25 protein-coding genes are annotated in these 22,708 nt (G+C 44.6%); 3 read left to right on the plus strand and 22 right to left on the minus strand.

Features of this window, described 5'->3' with window-relative positions:
- Positions 1 to 88: 88 nt before the first annotated feature.
- The 19 genes from R7P74_RS19730 to R7P74_RS19820 form a co-directional block, all read right to left on the minus strand.
- Positions 89 to 1,111 (minus strand): porin, encoded by a 1,023-nt coding sequence (locus R7P74_RS19730; protein ID WP_318123105.1) that lies wholly within the window; start codon positions 1,109 to 1,111, stop codon positions 89 to 91.
- 215 nt (positions 1,112 to 1,326) lie between these two features.
- Positions 1,327 to 2,196 (minus strand): metal ABC transporter solute-binding protein, Zn/Mn family, encoded by an 870-nt coding sequence (locus tag R7P74_RS19735; protein WP_318123107.1) that lies wholly within the window; start codon positions 2,194 to 2,196, stop codon positions 1,327 to 1,329.
- Positions 2,197 to 2,218: 22 nt separating this feature from the next.
- Positions 2,219 to 3,094 carry a metal ABC transporter permease gene (locus tag R7P74_RS19740; protein ID WP_005393560.1) on the minus strand — a complete coding sequence of 292 codons (876 nt, stop codon included), beginning with the start codon at positions 3,092 to 3,094 and terminating at the stop codon, positions 2,219 to 2,221.
- Entirely contained in the window at positions 3,094 to 3,822 is a 729-nt protein-coding gene (locus tag R7P74_RS19745) for a metal ABC transporter ATP-binding protein (RefSeq protein WP_017635536.1), read from the minus strand. The genes R7P74_RS19740 and R7P74_RS19745 overlap by 1 nt, the downstream gene beginning before the upstream one ends.
- Positions 3,822 to 4,748: a metal ABC transporter solute-binding protein, Zn/Mn family gene (locus R7P74_RS19750; RefSeq protein ID WP_005374249.1), complete on the minus strand. Its 927-nt coding sequence runs from the start codon at positions 4,746 to 4,748 to the stop codon at positions 3,822 to 3,824. Before R7P74_RS19750 ends, R7P74_RS19745 begins: the two co-directional genes overlap by 1 nt.
- Before the next feature lie 22 nt (positions 4,749 to 4,770).
- A complete protein-coding gene (locus R7P74_RS19755; protein ID WP_054729635.1) occupies positions 4,771 to 5,322 on the minus strand; it encodes a DUF6162 family protein in 552 nt (183 codons plus the stop codon).
- On the minus strand, positions 5,319 to 5,639 hold the full coding sequence (locus tag R7P74_RS19760) for a hypothetical protein (protein ID WP_005374251.1): 321 nt from the start codon (positions 5,637 to 5,639) through the stop codon (positions 5,319 to 5,321). The genes R7P74_RS19755 and R7P74_RS19760 overlap by 4 nt, the downstream gene beginning before the upstream one ends.
- Positions 5,640 to 5,681: 42 nt before the next feature.
- Entirely contained in the window at positions 5,682 to 6,512 is an 831-nt protein-coding gene (locus R7P74_RS19765) for a DUF4198 domain-containing protein (RefSeq protein WP_213886237.1), read from the minus strand.
- A gap of 15 nt (positions 6,513 to 6,527) precedes the next feature.
- Entirely contained in the window at positions 6,528 to 7,067 is a 540-nt protein-coding gene (locus R7P74_RS19770) for a DUF2271 domain-containing protein (protein WP_053349400.1), read from the minus strand.
- Positions 7,068 to 7,088: 21 nt separating this feature from the next.
- Positions 7,089 to 7,718, minus strand: a complete 630-nt coding sequence (locus tag R7P74_RS19775; protein ID WP_005374254.1) for a PepSY-associated TM helix domain-containing protein — start codon at positions 7,716 to 7,718, stop codon at positions 7,089 to 7,091.
- Between the two features lie 133 nt (positions 7,719 to 7,851).
- Complete coding sequence (locus R7P74_RS19780; RefSeq protein WP_213886239.1) at positions 7,852 to 9,024, minus strand: tetratricopeptide repeat protein; 1,173 nt, start codon at positions 9,022 to 9,024, stop codon at positions 7,852 to 7,854.
- Positions 9,021 to 9,641 (minus strand): energy transducer TonB, encoded by a 621-nt coding sequence (locus tag R7P74_RS19785; protein ID WP_213872764.1) that lies wholly within the window; start codon positions 9,639 to 9,641, stop codon positions 9,021 to 9,023. The genes R7P74_RS19780 and R7P74_RS19785 overlap by 4 nt, the downstream gene beginning before the upstream one ends.
- A complete protein-coding gene (locus R7P74_RS19790; protein WP_005374257.1) occupies positions 9,641 to 10,045 on the minus strand; it encodes an ExbD/TolR family protein in 405 nt (134 codons plus the stop codon). The genes R7P74_RS19785 and R7P74_RS19790 overlap by 1 nt, the downstream gene beginning before the upstream one ends.
- Positions 10,042 to 10,596, minus strand: coding sequence for a MotA/TolQ/ExbB proton channel family protein (locus tag R7P74_RS19795; RefSeq protein WP_017635540.1), 555 nt, complete (start codon positions 10,594 to 10,596; stop codon positions 10,042 to 10,044). The genes R7P74_RS19790 and R7P74_RS19795 overlap by 4 nt, the downstream gene beginning before the upstream one ends.
- Positions 10,596 to 11,963, minus strand: coding sequence for a MotA/TolQ/ExbB proton channel family protein (locus R7P74_RS19800; RefSeq protein ID WP_065275095.1), 1,368 nt, complete (start codon positions 11,961 to 11,963; stop codon positions 10,596 to 10,598). Before R7P74_RS19800 ends, R7P74_RS19795 begins: the two co-directional genes overlap by 1 nt.
- Complete coding sequence (locus R7P74_RS19805; protein WP_054574483.1) at positions 11,964 to 12,731, minus strand: DUF3450 domain-containing protein; 768 nt, start codon at positions 12,729 to 12,731, stop codon at positions 11,964 to 11,966. It lies immediately after the preceding gene.
- A gap of 74 nt (positions 12,732 to 12,805) precedes the next feature.
- Entirely contained in the window at positions 12,806 to 14,899 is a 2,094-nt protein-coding gene (locus R7P74_RS19810) for a TonB-dependent siderophore receptor (RefSeq protein WP_318123109.1), read from the minus strand.
- A 207-nt stretch (positions 14,900 to 15,106) separates the two neighbouring features.
- Entirely contained in the window at positions 15,107 to 16,480 is a 1,374-nt protein-coding gene (locus tag R7P74_RS19815) for a histidine kinase sensor domain-containing protein (RefSeq protein WP_318123111.1), read from the minus strand.
- Entirely contained in the window at positions 16,480 to 17,145 is a 666-nt protein-coding gene (locus tag R7P74_RS19820) for a response regulator transcription factor (protein ID WP_005386018.1), read from the minus strand. Before R7P74_RS19820 ends, R7P74_RS19815 begins: the two co-directional genes overlap by 1 nt.
- Before the next feature lie 230 nt (positions 17,146 to 17,375).
- Between R7P74_RS19820 and R7P74_RS19825 the strand changes: the two genes are divergently transcribed.
- Complete coding sequence (locus tag R7P74_RS19825; RefSeq protein WP_005374268.1) at positions 17,376 to 18,086, plus strand: glycerophosphodiester phosphodiesterase family protein; 711 nt, start codon at positions 17,376 to 17,378, stop codon at positions 18,084 to 18,086.
- 35 nt (positions 18,087 to 18,121) lie between these two features.
- On the opposite strand, the gene R7P74_RS19830 is transcribed toward R7P74_RS19825, so the two are convergent.
- The gene (locus R7P74_RS19830; RefSeq protein WP_005374271.1) at positions 18,122 to 18,604 is read right to left on the minus strand and encodes a L,D-transpeptidase family protein; all 483 of its coding nucleotides are present in this window, start codon (positions 18,602 to 18,604) and stop codon (positions 18,122 to 18,124) included.
- 241 nt (positions 18,605 to 18,845) lie between these two features.
- Between R7P74_RS19830 and R7P74_RS19835 the strand changes: the two genes are divergently transcribed.
- Positions 18,846 to 19,841 carry a 2-hydroxyacid dehydrogenase gene (locus R7P74_RS19835; RefSeq protein ID WP_054579202.1) on the plus strand — a complete coding sequence of 332 codons (996 nt, stop codon included), beginning with the start codon at positions 18,846 to 18,848 and terminating at the stop codon, positions 19,839 to 19,841.
- A gap of 85 nt (positions 19,842 to 19,926) precedes the next feature.
- Positions 19,927 to 20,283 carry a YibL family ribosome-associated protein gene (locus R7P74_RS19840; protein WP_005374274.1) on the plus strand — a complete coding sequence of 119 codons (357 nt, stop codon included), beginning with the start codon at positions 19,927 to 19,929 and terminating at the stop codon, positions 20,281 to 20,283.
- Positions 20,284 to 20,446: 163 nt separating this feature from the next.
- Here the strand turns inward: R7P74_RS19840 and R7P74_RS19845 are convergent, their stop codons facing one another.
- Both R7P74_RS19845 and R7P74_RS19850 read right to left on the minus strand, forming a co-directional pair.
- The gene (locus tag R7P74_RS19845; protein ID WP_005374275.1) at positions 20,447 to 21,478 is read right to left on the minus strand and encodes a hypothetical protein; all 1,032 of its coding nucleotides are present in this window, start codon (positions 21,476 to 21,478) and stop codon (positions 20,447 to 20,449) included.
- Between the two features lie 103 nt (positions 21,479 to 21,581).
- Positions 21,582 to 22,343 carry a cytosolic protein gene (locus R7P74_RS19850; protein ID WP_225474135.1) on the minus strand — a complete coding sequence of 254 codons (762 nt, stop codon included), beginning with the start codon at positions 22,341 to 22,343 and terminating at the stop codon, positions 21,582 to 21,584.
- Between the last annotated feature and the right edge of the window lie 365 nt (positions 22,344 to 22,708).

Genomic DNA, 22,708 nt, shown 5'->3' on the forward strand with positions numbered 1-22,708 from the left:
AAAGGATAGCAGAAAGAAAAACGCCTACTCACAACGAGTAGGCGTTAACACAATAAATGTGTTTAGGCAGTAGAAACTGGCCTATTTATTAGAAGTAGTAACGAGCACCTAGAGTCCAGTAGTCGTTCTCTTCATTGTTGTAGTCGTTACCTAGATCAAACTGGTAAGCTGCAAACGTTACGAAAGCAGGAGTTACAGCGTACTCTGCTTGTAGCGCAGTTTCGCTTGAAACTGTCTTGTTGTCTTCTTCGTCTTCTACGCCTTCGTAGTTAACGCTGAATGTCCAATCGTTTACGCCGTATGCCAAAAGAGCTTCAAGTTGAGAAGTGTCTTTACGCATTTGGTAGAAGTACTCGTTCATACCGTATACTACCGCTGCGTAAAGGCCTGAACCGTATTGACCGTAGTTTACAGAGAATAAGTGTGATTCAGCTGTCTTAGTACCTATAGAAGAGTTCTCAACATCACCGCCGCTGTATACGTAGCCAAGACCGAAGCCCGCAACAGAACCGCTTAGTGCGATTTGACCACGATCTTCAAATACTGTTTCAGGCTTAATTTGATCTGTTACTTTGTATTCGCTAGTTTGCTTACCCTGCCAACCTAGACCAAGGTTGAAAGCAAAACCTTCACCAAATTCAAAACCTTTACGGTAGCTAAGCATTTTATCAGCACGAGCTGAACCTAGGCTACCGTGGTTGCTGTACAAGAAATCGTTCGCAAACGCGATTGGTAGATCCGCAACGCCAGCTACATCGTAGTACGGTGACCATTGAGTACCCGCAACAAGGCGACCGTACTGCTCATGAGTTGCACCGATGTAACCTAGACGCGTAGAAAACGACTGGCTACCACCATTTAGGTAGTTAAGTGCCCATTCGCCTTTAGCATCGATAGTAATACCGTTGCCAATGTCTTTCTTACCCGCAACGTTAATACGTGGAGATACTTGGTGAACTTTTACTTCTTCTTCGAAATACTCACCCACGCCAACTGAAACGTGACCGCCGATCGATAAAGATGTACCATCGCTGTTGTAAACTTCTGCTGCGAAGGCCTGTGAACCACATGCTAGTGCCGCCACTGCAACGGCTAGAGTTTTCATTTTCATTGTTAACATCCGTATAGTTGTTTGTACCGGTTCGCTTAGAAACAGATTAAATCCGAATCAATCGCAACGAACACATAACAAAGTAGTAATGAAATAGAAATGAAACAAACACTTTCTTATGCAACCAGTGGTATTAATGCTCACGTTTTGAATTAAATCACAAAAAAATAGGGAACTTTTCATTCCCCATCATAAAATCTGTGGCTTTTTACGTGTCACATCTCCCAACGTGCGAGTGGCTTCTCAGTTTTGATACCCTTACCGCCCCAGCGGTCAATAACATCAATTTGCAGTATGCGGCTCGGTTTAATAAGCGATGTCAAGGTTTTCGACGGTCGTTTATCCGTCACTAACCACAGCGTTTTATCTTGTTCAAACTGAGCTTTTAAAGATAATTTGTCTTCTTCTGTCCACTCGAGTTCCGGCTTAAATTCGCGCCCAACCACAAACAATTGGCTGCCAGAGGCAAAATCCTCTAGTGACTCACTCATCAGTACCACTGAATCGATGCCTTTATCGAAGATCTCTGCCTGTTGTTGGTTGATCAGTTCACGCACATTGAGCATAAGAGCCTGTTGATTCGTTTGAATCGTCTTTTGGTGTTCAGGATATACACGTTGTAGATCCTCTCCAACAATGCCCGCCATTCGGATTAAGTTTGTAGGGTTAAGCCACGCGTACTTCGATGTTGACCCGTTTTCCAATGTCAGTACTGCAACTCCTTGAGCTCTAGGAGAAATGGCCTGCGATGCATCGATTTCAATCAAGTGAATGTTGCCCTGTCGAGCGTAAACATAAGTCGGGTCTTGTTTCCAAATCGCACCAAGAGTAATAGCAACCGTCGCGGCTTGACCCGCTTGCTTAACTTGCTCTGTACCTTTATTTGCGAACCAGTTTTCAAGACGCTCAACGCCGTAACGCTTTGGAGGCAGATACTGAGTCTCTATCCCTGTACCTTTCATGAGTTGCTCAGACAACATGTACGTGACGGGAGTGCTGGTTAAAATGTCTTTGGCGCTTGCCAACGATGGAAGTGTCGTCGCTATAACCAAACCAAAAGTTATCGCTAATTTTTTTATCTTCATGTTCATTACTTTATAAAAAGGGTTACGCTTTTTGGATAATTCGGTAAACCGTTGCTGTTAGGAAAAATGCCGCAGAAACAATGATGATGGATGCGCCTGATGGCACTGGTAGCTCAAGCTCCATCGGCAGTATGGTTCCTACTAAACACGCAATGGTTGCCAATAAAGAAGAAAGGAGAACAAAACTGCCCATGCGTTTAGTCAATAACCGAGCCGTTGCACCAGGAATCAGTAGCAATGCACCAACCAATACAGCGCCAATAATCTTTACCGCGGCGATGGTGACCAAGGTGATCATCATGACAAATAAGTAATCATAAAAGCTGGTATTAAAGCCGCGTACACGTGCAATATCCGGGCTAATACAAGTCAGCAAAATGCGGTTAAACGTTGGAATAAGAAGCAGTAATATGATCAAACAACTGATCGCTAAAATAAGGATATCGTTGTCCGTCACAGTCAAGATCGAGCCAAACAACACGTTCTCCAACATGTGAATGTTGATCTTGCGAGCAACGTACATTAACAGCGCAGCACCAACCGCTAACGCTAGTGCAAGAAAAACCCCAACCAGTGTGTCGTAAGGTACATTCGTACGATTACGAACAAAGTGAAGCAACAGCGCAAAAATCATACAAAAGCTAAACAATCCGATGATCGGATTCTCTGGCGGCTCACCGAGCAACACACCAATCGCGATTCCGGTAAGCGCAGCGTGCCCAACCGCTTCAGAGAAAAAAGCCAGTCGCTTGGCGATGACTAATGTCCCAAGACCACCAAGTAATGGTCCTAATATCAGCGCTGCCACAATTGCGTTCACCATGAAAGCATAAGAAAAGCTATCGCTTAACCATCCAGCTTCAACGCCGCTAACCGCTAACTCTCGTAACCAATCCATTATGCAGCCTCCACTTTTGCTGTGTAGTGCTTGAATAATGTTTCTATACGATCAGGACTTAACACATCTGAGTGGTGCCCTGACGCCACAATTTGACGATTTACGACATGGACCTGCGCGTCTAAACGGCGCACTGCGGTGACGTCATGGTGTACTGCCAGTACCGTTTTGCCCTCTCCAACGACTTCATGAATCAAACCTTCAAGATATCGAACACCTTGCTCATCCATGCCAGTTGTAGGTTCGTCTAAAACCAATAAATTGGGCTCATCCAGTAAAGCTTGCGCAAACAAAACACGCTGTTGCTCACCGCCAGAGAGTTGCCCCATACGACGGTCGCTACGCGTTGCCATACCCACGCGATCCAGCTGGGCCAGGGCATGTTGAGTTTGTTTCGTTTTACGTCGCCAAAATAGAGGGATACGAGTTTGGTTAAGCAGTACAAAATCCATCACGGTTAACGGGAGGCTTGCTTCAAACATCGCTTTTTGTGGCACATACCCTATCTTCCCCGATGCAGCTGATGGTTCTGGCCAATTGAGCGCTATGTTTCCCGAAAATGGCGTGAGTCCAAGTACCGAACGAAGCAAAGAGGTTTTACCACCGCCGTTCGGTCCCATAATCACGTGACATTTCGCGTTCTCGAATTCGGCGCTGATGTTCTGCAAAATGATATTGTCGGCGTATTTTAGGCCCACGTTACTTAAGGAAACGGAAGGTCCAGTCATTACGCCTTTTCCCCTGCTCGCTTACTCGCCACAAACTTCATGGCTTCGATTAGTGTTTCCACATTATCTCGCATCTCAACCTCGACTTTATCGGCCTCATACTCACCGTGAGTCATGTGAGAAAAGCGATAAAGCTGCACCCCAGTCGCCTCTTCGATGGTATCAACAAAGCGATTCGGCATATTGAGCTCATAAAACAGAACATCAATGCCCGATTCACGAATTTTCTCTATCGTTTCCTGTAGCTGACTTGCACTTGGTTCTACACCATGAGCAGGCTCAATGACAGCGGCAACGTCAACACCAAACTCCTGAAGGATATATCCGTAAGCATTGTGGGTTGTCGCCACCTTCATACCAGCCGTGTCCAACTCACCAAGAGACAACATTGCATCACGCTTCATCAGGCGAAATGTTTTCGCGTATTTACGAGCATTTTGGCGATAGAACGTAGCATTGTCTGGGTCCAATTGGCTTAGCTCACTCGCGATGGTGTAAACCTTTTGAATGGTTGTTGATAGACCGACAAAGGTGTGAGGGTTCACTGCTCCTTGACCAACAGACTGCCCCATAGCGGGCAATAAAGGCACTTCTTTGTTCGCTTCGATAACCACGAGATCATCACGCTGAGAAGCCTTGATCACTTTCAGTGCAAAATCGTCATGACCAATACCATTGATCACTATTACGTCCATTTCATTTAAGCGCTTAAGATCATTAGGTTGTGGCAAATAGTTGTGAGGATTAAAACCAGCATCAACCAAAGGAACGATGTCCGCCTTCTCACCAACAACGGCTTTAACATAGCTGTAATAAGGTTGAAGCGTAATACCAATACTGAGTTTATCGGCAGCAAAGCCAGTAGAAGACACCGTCAATAACGCGGTGGCTGTAAGAATACGACGTAAAAGAGAGCGTTTGATCATAGTACTTATCAATTATGTTGTCTTAATGGGCGTGAGAGTGGGAAGAAGAGTCTGACAGAATGATTTGTTTCCAGCCGAAATCGTGGCGTTTAGCTAGATCGCTTAGTCCCTCCACATTTAACGAACGGCTAGAATCATTAAACCAAATATCAGCTAGAGAACTGCGGCTATCCAACAGCATGGAAGCAGAGCCTTGGGCACTGGTCTTCACGCCAATGTAGACACCGTCATCAATTCGTTGCCACTGATGAGAACCTTTACGCTTCCAGTTTTGGTCTTTCACGAAAGGAGCAATCCAAAGAGCCTCCATATCAGATATCTCAGGCCAAGTTCCGGTATCTAACTGCAAATCACGAATCTCTTCATGAGCGAGCTTAAGTTCAGCGATCAACCCCAACTCGTTTTGATGTAAATCCGTGATTAACACTTGATGAGACTGCATGTCTGGCTTTTCAGTCGCGACCTGATGGTAGGGCATAAGTATGGCTGCTGAACTGAGAATCGCTGCGATTGTCAGTGCGACCCACTTTCCTTCTCGGTTACCATCATCAGGGCGAACTTTCTTTACACTCATTTCTCTTTCAGCTCAACGATATCCACTTCCACCGGGCTTTCATGTCCGGCATCAAATACCAAATAGAAATCTGTTTCAGGGTGAGTAAATTCTGCGATGGAACGCTTATCTGTTTTTTCTTTGGCGATCAGATTGTCGTCGTAATCGTACATTTCGACATCGTAGTCGACCGCTGTCGATCCATCCGAGTAGCCCGCTTCACAAATCACTTTATCTTGCGCCAAGTGACAGCTCATCAGAGGAAAATGTGCAGCAGCGTGAAAGGACGCAAATCCAGAAAAAAGCAAAACCGCTTTTAGAAGAGAAGTGTTATTCATGATAATTCCAAAATGGCCCAGCAATTGCTGAGCCTAATTCGATTAGTTAAGTTGAGTTTCAAACGTAAGGTGAACATTGGCACTCGCTTTATCCGCCAATGGATTATCTTTCAATTCACCTTTGTAGTTCGCTTTCATTAAGTAGCGCCCGGCGACTTCTGGCGTGAAGATCACTTTGCCATCTTTATCGCTCACCACATCGATTTGTTCTTGATGGTTTCGGTACATGGTCCCTTCACGTGTAATCTCAGCAGTAACGCCCTCTTTTGGCTCTCCGTTAAAGAAAAACTGGAAAGTCACAGGCTCACCTTCAATGATGTCCGATGGATGCGTGATCGGTTTCATCTCCAGCATTTTGCCTTCAATCTCCAACGCTTTGTCCGTTGGCATACCAACCGTAATGTAGCTTTCTGCTCGGGTGTAACTTAGTTGAGTAACCACATCACGCGCTTGCTCGGGAAGCACATCACCACGCTCAGCTTTGCTTGCTCGCGCCCATTTCACCGTATCACGACGGCCCGCTTTGTATTGTGTGTAGTAGCTCGGCTGATTATTAATCGCAACTTTGTGCGTGCCTTCTTCTGTAAAAAAGAAATCAAACATAGAGCGACGCTTGCCACGAACAACAAAGTTAGGACGCTCAGAGCGGCCATCCGGCATCACCACAAATGCCTGGTCACTACCCGCAGGCTTATCAAAAACAAACGTTCCGTGAGAGGCAGTAACATCAAATGTCAGCCAGTCACCGCCTTCTTTAGAAACCGTAAAGTGAGAGGGCAGAACCCAACGTGGATGTGCTTGTGCGGTGGTGGTTACAGCCAATCCCATTGCCATTACACTCGCCAATGCCACTGTTTTCATTTTGGTTTTCATTGTTGTGTCCTTTAATCACTTAACTTGATAATTGACGGTGATGACACCCGTCTCTTGTGTTGGTTTAAGCTCATAGCGCACGTCACTGTCCGCTAGCGTTATTTTTTGACGTAAGTAGTTTCGCCCACCGTGTTCACGAACGACCTCGACGTACAACGTGTAATTTCCTTGTTCCAAACGCTTCCCTGCGTCATTGGTTCCATCCCAGACAAAGCGGTATTGACCAGCAGGACGTGTTGCAGAAGTCACCGCATCAACAAGTTCACGATCATAACGACCCGCTTTTCTCCACCAGCTGCGTAGATCTTTTAACCATTCGTCTTTCCCTACCCATAACTGAATGGTTTTAACCGGTTTACGCTGATCGTTTTCAACCCAAACCGCCACATAAGGGCGTGCATACATTGAGGTATCTATCTTTGGAAGTTCGAGTTCGAAGTCGACCTTCGCGTTATCTGGTATAGGCGCCGCGGAAAGAGAGAAAGGAGCAAAAGCCGCGATCAAAGCGGCTTTACAAAAGTGATTACGGCGGAAAAATCTTCCTGTGTTCAACATAAGTGTTCTCTAAAAAAGCTGTTATGGAACAGCAACAAAATAAATTACGAGCGACAGTAACGTACCAAAGCTCATCCATTGCATTGACGTTCTGAGCGTCTTCTTCTTAGGCAGTAATAAGCACACGCCTGTAAGAACAAAAAACACCATCAAAAGCGCAGTGACGTCGATAAACCACTTCCAAATCCCACCACTGTTGCGTCCTTTATGTAGATCGTTCAGCAGCGCAACAATACCGTAGTGCGTCGTTTCGACGTCTGCTGCACCAGTAGTCATATCAATAAAGACCGTAGCGTTATAACCCGGGCCTTTAAAATCCATAGAAAGCTCTCCGAGTAACAACTCACCTTGCTCAACTTCGGTATACACATCTAGTGCGGAGGGAGTGCCGCGAAGCTCGGTTTCTTTAGTCAAGAAAGCCACCAGCCCTTCACGATTAGGTTGAAAGGTATCTGAATGTGAGAATAGAACTGAGTGCGGAACCGTCAGAGTATGTTGTTGAATGATAGGTTCACTGCGTTCAAACAATTCGGGGCGATTGAGGGTAATACCAGTTACTGCAAAAAACAGCGTAACTAAGAGAAGAGCCATCGAAATATAGATATGTAGGCGGCGAGCCCAAGTTTGAACACCTTTGCTTTTAAGCAACATAGAAACAATCATCACCAATAAATGTGGGGCATAATTTAGGTGATAATCATTCGTATTGGCATTTAATTTACATTGTTTACTTTAAACAAAAAAATACCCGAGACTGAGCTCGGGTATTTAATAAAAATGTTCGCTATGAGTCCTGCGTCGATTCTACTTTGCGTAGCTGAGATAGATACTTAACCCAACTTTTTGCCTGATTCGATGGCTTAATCTCATTCGCTCTTTTGGCATTAGCGAGCGCATCGTCAAACCGCTTAAGTTTGTAGTAAGCGCGAGTTTTGATAAGTGCAACATCCGCTTTACGACCTCTGACATTATCGAGCGCGGCAATGGCATCTTTATAATGGCCTTCTTGCACCAGCAGTTGAGAATAGTTCCAGTAATACTGCCTATCTAGCTGAGCTGCAATACGCCAGCTATCAATAGACTCTTCCCACTCTTTTGCCATTTGCCAATACGTTGCTTGCTGAGCTTTTAGCTTACTATTCGAGTTTACATCCTCTAGCTCGTTCATCACCAACGCAGCTCTCTCAGGAATACCTCGTTTCGCGTACAATTGTGCCAGCAGCTTTAAGTCATCTTGGCTAAGTTGTAACCCTTTCAGTTTTGCCAACGCCAAAGAGTCTAGGGCACGTTTGTTGTCATCAACCCGTAGGTATAGAGCAACAAGCTGACGCCACCATTCAATTCGCTCAGGTTCAATCACTATTAAGCGTTTGATGGTCGAGATTGCCGGCTTCCACTTTTTCAGTTCTAGCTCAGCAGAAAGCTTTATCGACAATGCGCCAAGCTTGTCTGGCTGACCAAATTTCTCATAACGAGCCATTGCTGAAAGCACTTTTTGCCACTGACTCAGTTGATAATGAGATTGGGAAATACGTAGCCATAGCTCATGCGCTTGTTGACCTTTAGGAATGTTTTGGCTCAAGGCATAGTAATGAGGTAACGCCTTAGAAAAACGTTGCTCGTTCAGCAGTATATCAGCCAACATTTTTCGGGTTTGCCATGCTTGCTCATCTTGTAGCAAACCACTATTGACTGCCAACTCAAGTTGCTTAATCGCCGCTTGAGTTTGCTCGTTCTGCCAGTAAAAAATACCCAACATTCGAGCGACATAAGCTTGGTCATATCCACGAGAAAGCTCCATAGCTTCAAGAGATGAAATCGCTTCTTTTAGTTTCTCCTCTTGAGCCAAGTTGTGTGCTCGTTGAACTCTCGCTGCGGTGTATTGGCTTAACTCACTGGCAATGGTTGAGAGTGCACTCAGGCTTAATACCGTACCGATTAAGAATTTTTTCATCATTTGGCTAACTTGAACTCCACTTTAGCGGTTTGTCCGAACTGCTCAATTGACACACCATCCTCAACTTTTGGCTGATACTTCCATTTTTTAAGCGCACGGATTGCTTCCCTTTCAAACATGCGCTCGGGCTCAGCCTCGATCACTTCAATATCTTTTGGTCGTCCAGTTGCATCGATCGTGAAACGCATAATGACATAACCTTCCACTCTACGTTTCAGCGCCTTACTTGGATAGCGAGGATCAACACGATACAACGGCAGTGCTTGCTGGTTGCCCATTGTTCCCTTCAAGTTTGGGGCACTGATCGCGATACCTTCAAGGGCAGTGTTTAAACCTAAAGCACTGACTGGCGTCATCTGACTCATTGGTTCCATTTGAGTGTCAGCTTGAGACAGATCCATTGGCTCCGGCGCTTGAGGTGGTTCTGGTTGCTCCGGCACTGAACGTTGACGACGCTGCACGTCTGCGTCATTCTCTACCATCACCATATCAAAACGAACGGCTTCTGAAGCTTCTGGTGCACGCTGGTTGCCTTTATCAACCATCCACGCCATAAAGCTAAACAAGCTCACAGAAATTAACAGTGATGCTGGTAGTGCAAGTAACAGCCTGCCCATTAAGGTTTCTCCGCCGCCAATGCAATGTTCTTCACACCCGCCGCCTTTGCAGCGTCCATCACTTTCACGACAGTGCCATTGTAAGCATGCTCGTCAGCTTGGATAACTAACGAGGCATCAGGCTGATCAAGTAACAAGTGCTCAATAGAGGCCTCAACACGCTCAATATCAACCACTCGTTTGTCGATGTACACATCATTCGCTGCCGTTACTGCGATAAAAATGCCCGCATCTTTTTGGCTTACTACATTAGAAGCCTGAGGGCGATTCACTTCTACACCGGATTCACGTACAAACGAACTGGTCACAATGAAGAAGATCAACATGATGAAGACGATATCAAGCATCGAGGTTAAATCGACTTGAGCTTCATCTTGTTGGTTAGGTCTGCGTCCGAGTCTCACTTTTGACTCCTTAAAGATTGTTCTAACTGGATAGCTTTTCGTTCACACACTTTGCTGAGGCGAGCATGAATAAACATGCCCGCAAGCGCTGCTACCATACCTGCCATGGTTGGCAGCGTAGCAAGTGAGATACCAGAAGCCATCAATTTCGGATTGCTGCTGCCTTGCGATGCCATTACGTCAAACACCGTAATCATGCCTGTCACCGTCCCTAACAACCCTAGCATTGGGCAAACCGCCACAAGTAGCTTAATAGTCGATAGGTTTTGGCGCAGTTCGATTTGCGCTTTTGCAATCCATCCTTCACGGATTTGATGCGCGTACCAAGAGTGGTGCTCTGATCTTGCTTGCCACTGCTCACAAAGCTGTTTTTTTACCCCAGGGAAAACCGTTGTGAGATAAATAACTCGCTCCATAACCAACAGCCAGCACACCGCCACGACGGCGGCCAGCCACCATAGGATTTGACCACCTTGCTGCATAAAGCTCATCAAGGTTGTGGCCCAATCCTCACTGATCAAACCCAATGTGCTGAGTAGGATCTGCTCCATTACGCTGCGTTCTCCGCTAAGGTGTTAGAATGGCTTTTGTTACTCGGCATATCACGCTCAGCTTGTTCTGCAACTAAACCGATGCCTTGTTTTTCTAAGATACTGCGAATATTTTCTGCTTGAGAGCTCAATACGTTGTGCGCTAATAGCAAAGGCATGGCTGAAACAAGGCCAAGTACGGTAGTCACAAGTGCCATTGAAATACCACCCGCCATTACTTTCGGATCACCATTACCAAATTGAGTGATGACTTGGAAGGTTTCGATCATACCCGTTACCGTGCCTAGTAGGCCAAGCATAGGAGCTAGAGCAGCAAGAAGCTTAAGCATCGACAACCCTTTTTCTAGGTGGGTTTGCTCATCAACAACAGCTTCCAAAAGACGTAGTTCTAACGCTTCTACGCTGCGATGCTTGTCTTTCTGGTATACCGCAAGCACGCGACCCAAAGGGTTGTTTCCTGGCTGCGCTGGGGTTTTCAGTTGCTTCATGATTTTCTGGCGCGAAATCATCAGTGATGCACCACGTACGAGCGCAATCAATAGGCCGATAGCCAATAAACCAAGGATTATTTTACCGACAACGCCACCCGCATTTAGGCGATCAGCCAAAGTCGGTGAGTTTGCAAGCTGTTCAAGAAGAATGCCACGTGATGGATCAATGACAAGTGCATCAATGTCACCAGAGGAAATAGTATTCGCTGTTGGACCGTTCTCAGGCTGACGAAGATAGTTTACCGCGTCTCCGCGTTGACCATTCCACTTAACGTAGCCAGTCTCATCCAGCAGCGCCATAGAACCAAGACGAACACCATTAACCGTTTGTTCACGACCTTCGCCATTTAGCAGTGTGAAAGAGACGTTTGCCATTTCACCGCTTGCTTTGATTTGTTCTTCCATGCTGTGCCACATCGCCTGAAGTTGGGTCAACGTTGGCAGTGATTTAGCCGCAACAATAGCATCGATATCTTTCTGATATGAGTTTGCATCTACACCCGTTACTGAGCTCTTGAGCTCTGACTCTAGCTCTTTTGCGTTCTGGCGAACGACGCCAAATAGCTCACCTAAGCTCCCGGTTTCTAGACGTAGCTTTTCTTCTAGCTGCGCCAGTTCCGCTTCGTTTTCACCGAAAGTAACACTTAATGAATCCGCTTCTGCTTGAAGAGCAGCTCGCTCTGCGGCCAATTTATTCTTTATAGCCTGTAGCTCTTGCTCTGTTTTCTTAAAACCTGATTCACGCGTGACATTGTGCGATTGCTGTTGACGATTTTCTTGCTGCGCCTTTTGTAACAACGCATCACTAGCAACAGTTGTATGAGGCATTAATGCGGCTGTCGAGATTAGTGCAACCGATAACCATTTTTTCATCATTTATTTGCCCTCCGCAGCGGTTAACGACACTGGCAGAGTTAACATACTCGGCGCGATCTGTTTATTCGCCATAGCGAACGCTTTATCTAGCTCTGATTTTTGCTCAGAACCCACTTGTTGCCATGCTTGTTGTTGCTGTGACCAGCTCCAGAATGTCTCACCAGATAAGCTACGTGCTACCAAAGACAAACGCCCTAAATAGAGAATGTCCGCCTCCACAGCTTCATTGTCACCCAGGTTAATCTTGCCTTGGTAAACGCCAAGCTTGGTGCCGTAATCCATTTCAATTTGGTACGCTTCTAAAATACGACGAAACTTCTCTGCATCCGCAACGTCTGCACGCGTCATCATGGAATCCAGCTTTGCAATTCGTTCCTCACGTTGCGCTTTGCGTATAGGTTTGTCGTTAGCAACGAGCGCTTTTAAGCCTTCAAGCATGTGATACATCAAAGGCACGACACCTTGACGAGTTTGAGCAATCTGCTCAATTTGCTCGTTCAAGCTATCAACTTCTTGATTTTGGCTCTCAACAAGGCTTGCAAGATGATCGCGATAAATCTTCAAGTTACCGACTTCCTCTTGCAGCTGCTCAATTTCAGCTTCTAGAGTAAGTGATTTTTCTGCGCTTGCATCAATACGTTTTTGGCTTACCGCCGACGACTGGTTTGTTTTACTCTGCACAGCTTGTGCATCGTTTAAGTTCGCCGCGTGAGCGGGAATCAAAACCGATGATATCAACAGAGCGATACTTGATTTCATTAGATTCATACGAGTTATATTTCTGTGTTCCAAAAACGACCAAAGGGGAAGACTACCCTTCCCCTTTAATAATCAAATTGTTATCAGTACTTGAACTGGATTGTTGCCATGTAGTTGCGGCTTTCTCCAACCACAACCCCACTCGCACCTTTTTGCTCGCCATTCGTGCTACCACCACCTGCGAAGTAGTCGGTATCGAATAAATTCTCGACATTGAATCGAGCGATGATATCCAAGTTTTCATCGTACTTATGTTTGTATGACACGCCCATATCAACGCGAGCGTAGCCATCTTTCTTGAAGGTGTTTTTTGCATCACCGTAGCGATCACCTTCATAAATCAAACCAAGGTTTAAGTTAGTGTTGTCTTGAACCTTGTAGCTAGACCATAGGCTTGCCGAGAACTCTGGCACGTCTACAGGGCGGTTGCCCTCATATCTTTCTGCCTTCTTAAGCTCTGCATCCAAATACATTGCAGAAGCGGTTAGCGACAACTCTGGGGTCACAAAACCTTGAGCCATTAACTCAGCGCCTTTGTGAACTTGCTCACCACCTTGCGTTTTCTTGTGTAGGAGATTGCCGCCCGCGTCTTTGCCGCTTTCAACATCCAGCGAGATGTTCTCTAACGTGATATCAAACACAGCACCAGATACAAATAAACGCTGATCAAACAGTTCCCACTTCGTACCGATTTCATAAGAGATACCACGCTCAGCGTCGAGTTTCTCACCTTCATTGATGTAGGTACGACTACCGTTGCTGACTTCACCTTGAGGCATGAAGCTTTCAGAATACTGAACGTAAACCGAGCCATTCGTCGATGGGTGGAAAATGACACCAAATTTTGGAGAAACCTGGTTTTCGGTCAGTTCATCATCACGCTTTTCGTCATAACGAACACCTGCAAGCACTTGCCAGTAATCATTAATCGTCATCATATTTTGCGCGTAGATACCCCAAGTATCGTACTCAGCAGTTGGTGATTTCTTCGAACTACGATAGCTAGGCTTAGGCACCGTTTCTCCTGGCGCAATACTCGCCTCATTATGAAATGCCATAAAGCGATCATAACTGTAATCTAAGTAGTTAGCGCCCACTAACAACGTGTTTTCCGTACCGAACAAAGTAAAGTCCGTCGTCACATCTATATATGCAGTATCAAATACCCAATTATCGGAGCGATCGTTGCCTCGATGCTTAATCGTATTTAACTCTTCATACTGATCAAACTTAGGGTAAGACTCTACATCAAAACGCTTAAAGTCTTGGCGGTTGTAACCTGCTTTTACGTTCACGTTATCCGTGACTTGCGCATTAATATCGACACCGTAGTTTTCTACTTCGTTATCAATTTCAGACCACTGCGCATCCCAAATGTACTTATCACCGCGAACCGCTTTGCCATCAACAATGTATGCGCCAGAGTCCACGCTACCATCGTCTTTCGTGCGATCGTAATGCGCTGACACCATAAAGTTGTCGGTGATGTCGTACTCAACCACTAGGCCTGCTACCGTACGATCCGTTTCTGGCTCAGTGCCATCACCGTATCTGCGCCAAGAGCCGTAGCTTTCTTTGGCAAAAATTGCGCGCGCGCGCAGTGTCTCTGCATCATTTAGCGCGCCACTCACATCAAGCACAGTACGTGAGTGATCATTCGAACCTAGATCTTGACTCAAACTAGCTTGTGTTTGAGTTGTTGGTTTTTTCGAAACCATGTTTACTAAGCCACCCGGCTCAGATTTACCGTATAGCAGGCCTGATGGACCTTTAAGCACTTCAACACGCTCTAAAAGCTCAATTGGCTGACGGTAGTGTGACCAGTGTTGACGGCCATCACGAAGAAAACCGTCTGAACTGCTAAGCTCAAAACCACGTAGAGAGAAACGTTCGCGGTTACGGCTTGTACCACCCGCGCTAACACTTGCATCGTTACGTAGCACTTCACCAAGTGTACTTGCACGCTGCTCATCAATTACCGTTTCATCGATAACCGCTACTTGTCCTGGCGTTTCCAGCTGCGTCATTTCCATGCGCATTGCTGTACTGTTTGTATCCGCCTTGTAGCCGAACTCTCGACCTTCTACAACTACATGTTCGTCTGTTTGAACGTCCGCCACTGCAGGTGTTGCTAACACCGCACCGATCACTAGCGCCAAATGGCTCTTAGTAAACATATCCTTTCACTCCGATTATTATTTTTCGGGTCACATGCTTGTTGAATGCGATTCCCTCTTAATTATTTCGCGGGTGAATATAAGTGATAAGTATTACCATTTGCATTAAATTTACATTCTTTGCATTTGCAAACTTTTGTAAAGTACTCTCTGATGACGAGCCACAATAACGTGATCAACATCACGGTTAATAAGACTTAACCATACTTACTGCTTGAACACCAAAGTAACACTCAGACCTCCTTGTTCACGATTTTTCGCCGTAACGGATCCACCCATAATACGCATGGATTCTTTGACAATCGCAAGACCTAAACCGTAGCCACCAAGCTTTTTATCTCTAGAAGCATCTAAGCGTGTAAACGGATCAAAAATATCGACCAGCTTGTTCTCTGGAATACCAGGCCCATTATCAGATACTGACATGGTGGTGAATTGCTGCCCTTCTTTGACATAATTTTCCAGAGAAACTTCTATCTGAGATGCTTGTCCTGAATATTTAATGGCATTACCAATAAGATTGTTCAAACAACGAATGACCAGCGTTTCTTCACAAATGGCTTTAGCACATACAGCTTCTGAGCGGAAAGACAACGTCTGTTCTGACTTCAAATCTATTTTGCAACGTTCTACTTGCGGGGAGAGCAAAACTTCTAAATCACAGCGTTTCGTGGCTTTGTCGAAGCGCGCATTTTCCAAGCGACTGAACTCCAATATATCGCTGATCAAATGGTTTAGCTCTTTTGCTTCATCTTCTAGCCTTGTCACTAGGCTTTGCTCACTTTCTCCAACACGCTTTCGCAAAAGATGCAGAACCAAGTTCTGCCTCGCTAACGGCGTTCTCAATTCGTGAGAGACATCTCTTATAAGCAGTCGCTGCTTTTCAGCGAGAGAATGAATCTGTTGCGTCATGTGATCGAAGTCTTGCGCTAACTCGTTAAACTCACGCGTGCTCGACTTCAGCTCTTTCACGACACTAACATTAAAATCGCCATTAGATAGCTTTTTGCTTGCTTCTCTCAATCGATCCAATGGTTGCTGTAAGTTACGTGCCATTAGCAGCGAAAAGAGCGCCAAAATAACCACTGCAATCACGACTTTGAGAATAGAGAAATACAGAATGAAGTCATTTGCAGGGTGCAGTCGATGTGGCAATTGAATCACTAAAGTATTGCCATGAACTAAAGGAATATTGATGATGGGGCGATTCACTTTCCCCTCAAGTTGATCATCAATGCTTCTCTTAAATTGAAGTTTGAACTCGAAGTGCGGATGCATCAGACGGTGCGTAACTGGTTGCTGATGTTCATTCAACACAAATAAATAAAAGTTTTGCGCATTTGCCCAGTCAGCAAGTTCGTCCATGTCTCCGTGCTCAATCAATACATTGGCTTGATGTGCAAGGTCTAGCATTTCTTCTCGCACACTATCGGGCACTTTCAACATGGCTTTCACCAGAGCTTGTTCCGCTAAGGATTGCACGACCAAAATGCTAATGACAATTGCGGTCATACAACTAAATAACTTGAACGCTAAGCTGTCTTTACGTTTTGCAATAAAAGGTGGACACCGGAGCTTCATTAACGGTTTACAGCCTCTAAATAACTGTAACCTTTGCCACGGAAGGTTTTGATATGTTGCTTGGAAAGCCCCGCTTCAACTAACTTGCGACGTATGTTACTGATGTGCATATCAAGGTTGCGATCAAAAGGACTCAGCTCTTTCTTTAACACTTCGGTTTGAAGCTCTGCTTTTGAAATCACGACTCCTTGGTTTTTTACCAAGTAGCTCAATAGTTCAGCTTCCGTACTTGTGAGGGGTAAGCTATTAAGCTGGTCACTGATCGTTTGAACGGTACTACACATCGTCTGACGCTGACGTTCTAAGCCAACACGACGAAGAATCGCTTTGATGCGCATTAGAAGCTCAGCGACATTAAAAGGCTTTCCGATATACTGATCGGCCCCCGCTTGGTAACCATCAAGCATCGAGTTTTCATCGTTGAGAGCGGTAAGCATTAGAATAGGTGTCGCGAAGCGCTGACAGATCCTACGAGCAACTTGCATGCCGTTAAGGTTTGGTAACATGACATCAAGCAATACAAGATCTACAGGCGTTTTTTCCATATATTGCAGCGCACTTTCACCGCAATGCACAGAAGAGACGATGTAGCCCTCCTCTTGCAAAACCGCTTCTAACAGCTCACACAAAGGAACGTCATCATCGACTATCAAAACTCGTGACATTACCACTCACCATTCAAATAAAAATGGTTCGCATTTTATTACTCATTTACCAATTAAACAACTACACACTCTAAGGCTTTAAGTCCACAGGACTCAGTCCAAGAAGCAGCAACGTACTATTAGGGTTTAATGTTCACTTTTACTAAAAGTTCCTAACAATATGCACCTAGATATATCTTCATAGAAAAAACGAGTACAATCTGGCAACCGCAAAGCAAAAGATAAAGCGAATGGAAACGTTATTAATTGGTCACCGTGGCGTGGCAGGTTCATACCCTGAGAATACAAAAATAAGCATTCAGGCAGCCATTGACCTGGGGTTGAAGTGGGTGGAAGTGGATATACAACCTACCAAAGATAATGTTTTAGTGGTTTGCCATGATCATACCGTCAATCGATGCAGCAATGGACAAGGGCGTGTTGATGAGCTCACCCTGGAAGAGTTAAAAGCATTAGATTTCGGTAGTTGGTTTAGCACAGACTTTTCAGGCGAGAAGATCGTGACACTAGATGAACTGCTCACTTTAGCTACTGAGAATAAGCTTAACTTGAATATCGAAGTTAAAGTAGACAACCATCCAGCGGAAGAAGTGGCGCAGACTCTCGCCAATGCGTTAACAAAAAGTCCAATGCCGCAAGAGAATGTACTCCTATCGAGCTTTAGTCATGACGTCATTAGAGCGATGCACAAATACTGCAGTGGCTACCGATTGGGTGTGTTAAGTGAATTCTTTACGAGAAAAGATAAACGCCTTTTGGAGGAAGTTAGTGCCTATAGCTGCAACCTAAACATTAACTGGGTTCGTACTCGCCAGATAAACAAACTCCAACAAGCCGGTTACAAAGTGATGTGCTATACGGTAAACAATCCAAATAAACTGAAATACCTACCTCAATTAGACGGTATTTTTAGTGATCATCCACAGCGCTTTATGCCATAGCCTATAAGAGCCAGAACATTAAAGGGGACCTTTTATTACCACTCAATCTGAATTGGTGTCCCCATCTCGACAAGCTGGATAAATTCGTCCATCTCCTCGTTGGTAATCGCAATACACCCATTAGTCCAATCAAAACTTTGGATATAAATCGGCAACTGACTCTCACCGTTTTTTAAGCCATGAATTTTGATGTTCCCTCCAGGGGACACACCTCGGCGCTTCGCTTCCAACGTATCAATCGCATCAGGGTAACTGATATGCACAGAACGATAAAAAGCAGAGTCCTCTATAACATAATCTAGAGTGTATTCGCCCTCTGGCGTGCGATTGTCTCCCTCTTCTTGTTTATGTCCTTGCGGGTTCGCTCCTAAAGCAATTCGGTATTCTTTTAGCACTGCTCCTTGTTCCATCAAATACATTCGACGCTTAGACTTGTCGACTTTAACAAGGTCAACAGCTGCGTGAGTGCCCGAAGCAAACACACAACACAAGAACATAGAGAACCATTTTACTGACATTGTCGTAACGCCTAAGCTAATAAAGTGAACAAGAAAAGAGCGATAATGCTAGTCAGTTAAGGCTCGTAAAGCAAACAGTATCTAATGCGGAACCGTAAGATAGCACTCGCTGAAAGGCGTACTTCTTATCGTTATTTGATACAACAAAGTCAAAGAGAAGATTTCTCTATTCATTGCGGCTAAGTTGCATTACTTTATAAGCATATTTATTTATAAAGTCCGTACTTTTTGAGAGGGAACCATGATTAACATTGCTTTTTTTAGTGCAAAATCCTACGACGAAGCCTCTTTTAATAAAATTAAAAATAACCGCGATTTTGAATTTCACTATCACGACTTCCGACTAACCGAAAAAACAGCCAAGATGGCGCACGGCAGTGATGTTGTATGTGCGTTTGTTAATGATGATCTTTCAGCTCCTGTCCTTAAACAGCTTTCTCTGGGCGGGACCAAGCTTATTGCTATGCGCTGCGCGGGATATGATAAAGTTGATCAACAAGCAGCCAAAGAACTAGGCTTACAAGTGGTTCGAGTTCCTGCTTACTCACCAGAAGCAGTGGCAGAGCACACGGTTGGTTTAATGATGTGCCTAAACCGCCGTCTTCACAAGGCCTACCAACGCACACGTGACGCCAACTTCTCGCTAGAAGGTCTTGTTGGCTTTAACTTTTTCGGAAAAACCGTTGGTGTTATTGGTACGGGTAAGATTGGTATCGCGACGATGCGTATCTTCAAAGGGCTTGGCATGGAACTGCTTTGCTACGACCCCTACGAAAACCCATTAGCGCTAGAAATGGGAGCCCGTTACTGTTCGCTTGAAGAAATCTACGCTAATGCGGATATTATCTCTCTCCATTGTCCAATGAGTGAAGAAAACTATCACTTATTGAACGAAAAAGCCTTCGCGCAAATGAAAGATGGTGTAATGATCATTAACACCAGTCGAGGCGAGTTGCTAGATTCACTAGCGGCGATAGAAGCGTTGAAACAAGGTAAGATTGGTGCGCTTGGCCTAGACGTGTATGACAATGAAAAAGACTTATTCTTCCAAGATAAATCTAACGATGTCATTGTAGATGATGTTTTCCGCCGTTTATCGGCTTGTCATAACGTGCTGTTTACTGGCCACCAAGCATTCTTGACTCACGAAGCACTGAATAATATTGCCTCTGTGACGCTTGATAACGTCGAAGCCTTTTTCTCTGGTAACGTATCGGGCAATGAACTGATTAACTAAAGCCAGACAATCGAGAAGTATAGTAGAGCGTGTGATCTCAGCTATGCTATACTCCTCGACTATTTAAAATTTGAGCCAAATTACCATGAGCATAAAAACTGATATTCAAAAGCTGCACAACCGTTTAGATACATGCCAACGTAAACTTGATGCGGCACGTTCTCGTGGTGATCACGAAATGATTACAAAGTTCACGGATGAAGTAGAACAGCTTACCAAAAAGCTTAACCAGTTAAAGCACAAGCAAAACTATGAGCTGAACAAAGAACGTAAAAGCTTACTTGATATGCCTTTCTCTCGTGAAATCACCAAAGCAGAACAAGCGGACATCGGCAAACTGAAAAAACGCGTACGCGGCTTAGTAATCGTTCACCCATTAACAAAAGTTGGTAAAGAACTTCGCCTTGATGTGATGACAGGCTTTGCGCCAAAAGAGTTTTAAAACTCGCATTAACATTTATTGAGCCTAAGCATTTGCTTGGGCTTTTTATTTTGTACTGCTTCATTAGATTTCATCGAAATATCAATCCATAAGCTATTAAAAAGGCCAGCGACAAAAGCCACTGACCTATTTCGACCAATATCGTCCGCATTACATCTCAACGTTACGACAGTTGCTGCAACTTGTGCTCCACAACGGGATCATTCGGAACCAACTGCTGAGCGACTTCCAAAAGCTGTACTGCATCTTGCGGGTTGTCATACTCATGCTTAAGTGCAATATCAACAAGTGGCTGAATATCGATTTGTGCTTGATGCTCCTTCACATGTTCTTTCTTTTCTTCAATTAGTACATTATGAGCGGTACTCAGTAAGTTTAAACGATGCTGTGAGCTCGCATTCGCCTTGTTAAGGCACTGATAGTAATCTTCTTTTAAGCGCAGCGTTTTGGTCTGATGACGAAACTGCGCTATATCTATCTTCTGATAACGTATAAAGTCTACGGCCACTTGCTTATAAAAACCGAATTTATTCAAATACGTCGCGTGGGTACCATGCCCCATCCCGAAGACTCTTAAGTGAGTGAGCTCTGGGTAGCGTTTGGCGTGAAGGCGGTCGATTTCATTAGTTGGATCATAAATGATATAGCCTTTTGCATCGCCAAGGTCAAGGTCGTGATACTTTCCTTCCCAATCAAATTGTTGGGCTAGTTCAGTACTTGGCCTATCATCCCATGGCACCAAAACTTTGTTTTTTGTGCTGACCGGGTGAAACATCAATACTTGATCCAACTTTAATAGATTGGAAAAGGCACCAATAGCAAAACCACCGCGGCTAAGTCCATAGCCTAAACGACATTCAAAGGGCTCAAGTAAAGTCGACAGTTGCTCTAGAAAGAAAATTAAATTACGGCTACGAAACCAGTTACTTTTCCCAAGGTGCTGAAATGAAATAATATTTACTTTTTGTTTCTGGGCTAAGCGATAGCCCCAAGGCGCAAAGTCTGAGTGTAAGTCCTGTACTTGTAGATTCGTACCAGCAGGGGAAAAGGTGAACAACAACGGTTTATTGCGGTCGACAAACTCATACTTAACAAATACATCATCAAGTAAGTCCTCCCCGGACATCGGTAGCCTGGTTTGCTGTTCTTCACGAGAAAGAGCCAGCCATTCATCCAACCAGTACAGTAACTTCATTAATCCTCCATCTAAATTGCGCCTAGCAATTGTGTTAAAAATCTAGTTTTTAGTGTGTGATCATCTCCCCCTGGTTACAGGGGACTCTGATATCAGTCCTCTTTTAAAACAAAGCGTGAATTTGCTTATTAAATTGGTCAATATCTAAGGTTTGATGGCGAACAAACTCCTGCGCCACCAGATTAAAAAATTCTAATTTATCTAATTGTGTGGATTGAGTGCCGTGTCCCATACCGACGACTTTTAAATGGGTAAGCTCTGGATAACGTTCAGCATGAAGACAATCAATGCGATTGGATGGGTCATAAATAATATAACCTTTGGCATTGCCCAAATCTCGATCATGGTAGCCGCTTTCCCAAGCAAACTGCTGAGCAAGCTCAGTACTCGGCCGATCATCCCAAGGCACCAACGCTTTATTTTTTGTGCTAACAGGATAAAACAACAAAAGATGTTCTAGTTTCAGCAAGTTAGCAAACGCGCTAATTGCAAAGCCACCTCGACTTTGCCCATAACCCAAACGACATTTGAAGGGGTGAAGCAACTCAGATAGCTGCTCCAGAAAGAAAATCAAATTCCGACTACGGAACCAATTACTTTGTCCTAAATGTTGAAAGGCAATAATGTTTACTTGTTGTTGTATTCCGAGCTCGTAGCCCCAAGGAGAAAAATCCGGAGTTAAATCTTGTACCTGCACATCAGTACCGGAAGGAGAAAATGTGAACAACAATGGCTTGTTAAGATCGACGAGTTCATACTTCACAAACACATCATCAAGTAAATCGTAGCCAGAGATAGGTAAAGCCATCTCTTGTTCTTGTTGAGTAAGAGCTTGCCATTCATCTAACCAGTAAAGTAGCTTCATTTTTTTCTCCAAGTGCATCCGCAGTATTTAGACTGGAACTCTATCAAAATGCGTTTAAGCATCCCACGTTGAGACTTAACAAAGCTCTATTTGAAGCCCAAATGAGACGTATGGAAATGTCTTCGATTGAAGGTATTACTGCGTAAACTAAACCCAAAGTAGGTACGCAAAAACTTGGAGAAAGAGCTAGAGAAAAACCAATTAGAAGTTTCGATAACAGCGGTTAAAAAACAGCAGATAAAAAAAACCGCAGATAAAAAAAACCGCTGTAAGAACAGCGGTTTTTTTTAAAAGTGGCGGAGAGATAGGGATTTGAACCCTAGATACGCTATTAACGTATGCCGGTTTTCAAGACCGGTGCTTTC

It is taken from the genome of Vibrio sp. 2033 (assembly GCF_033339735.1).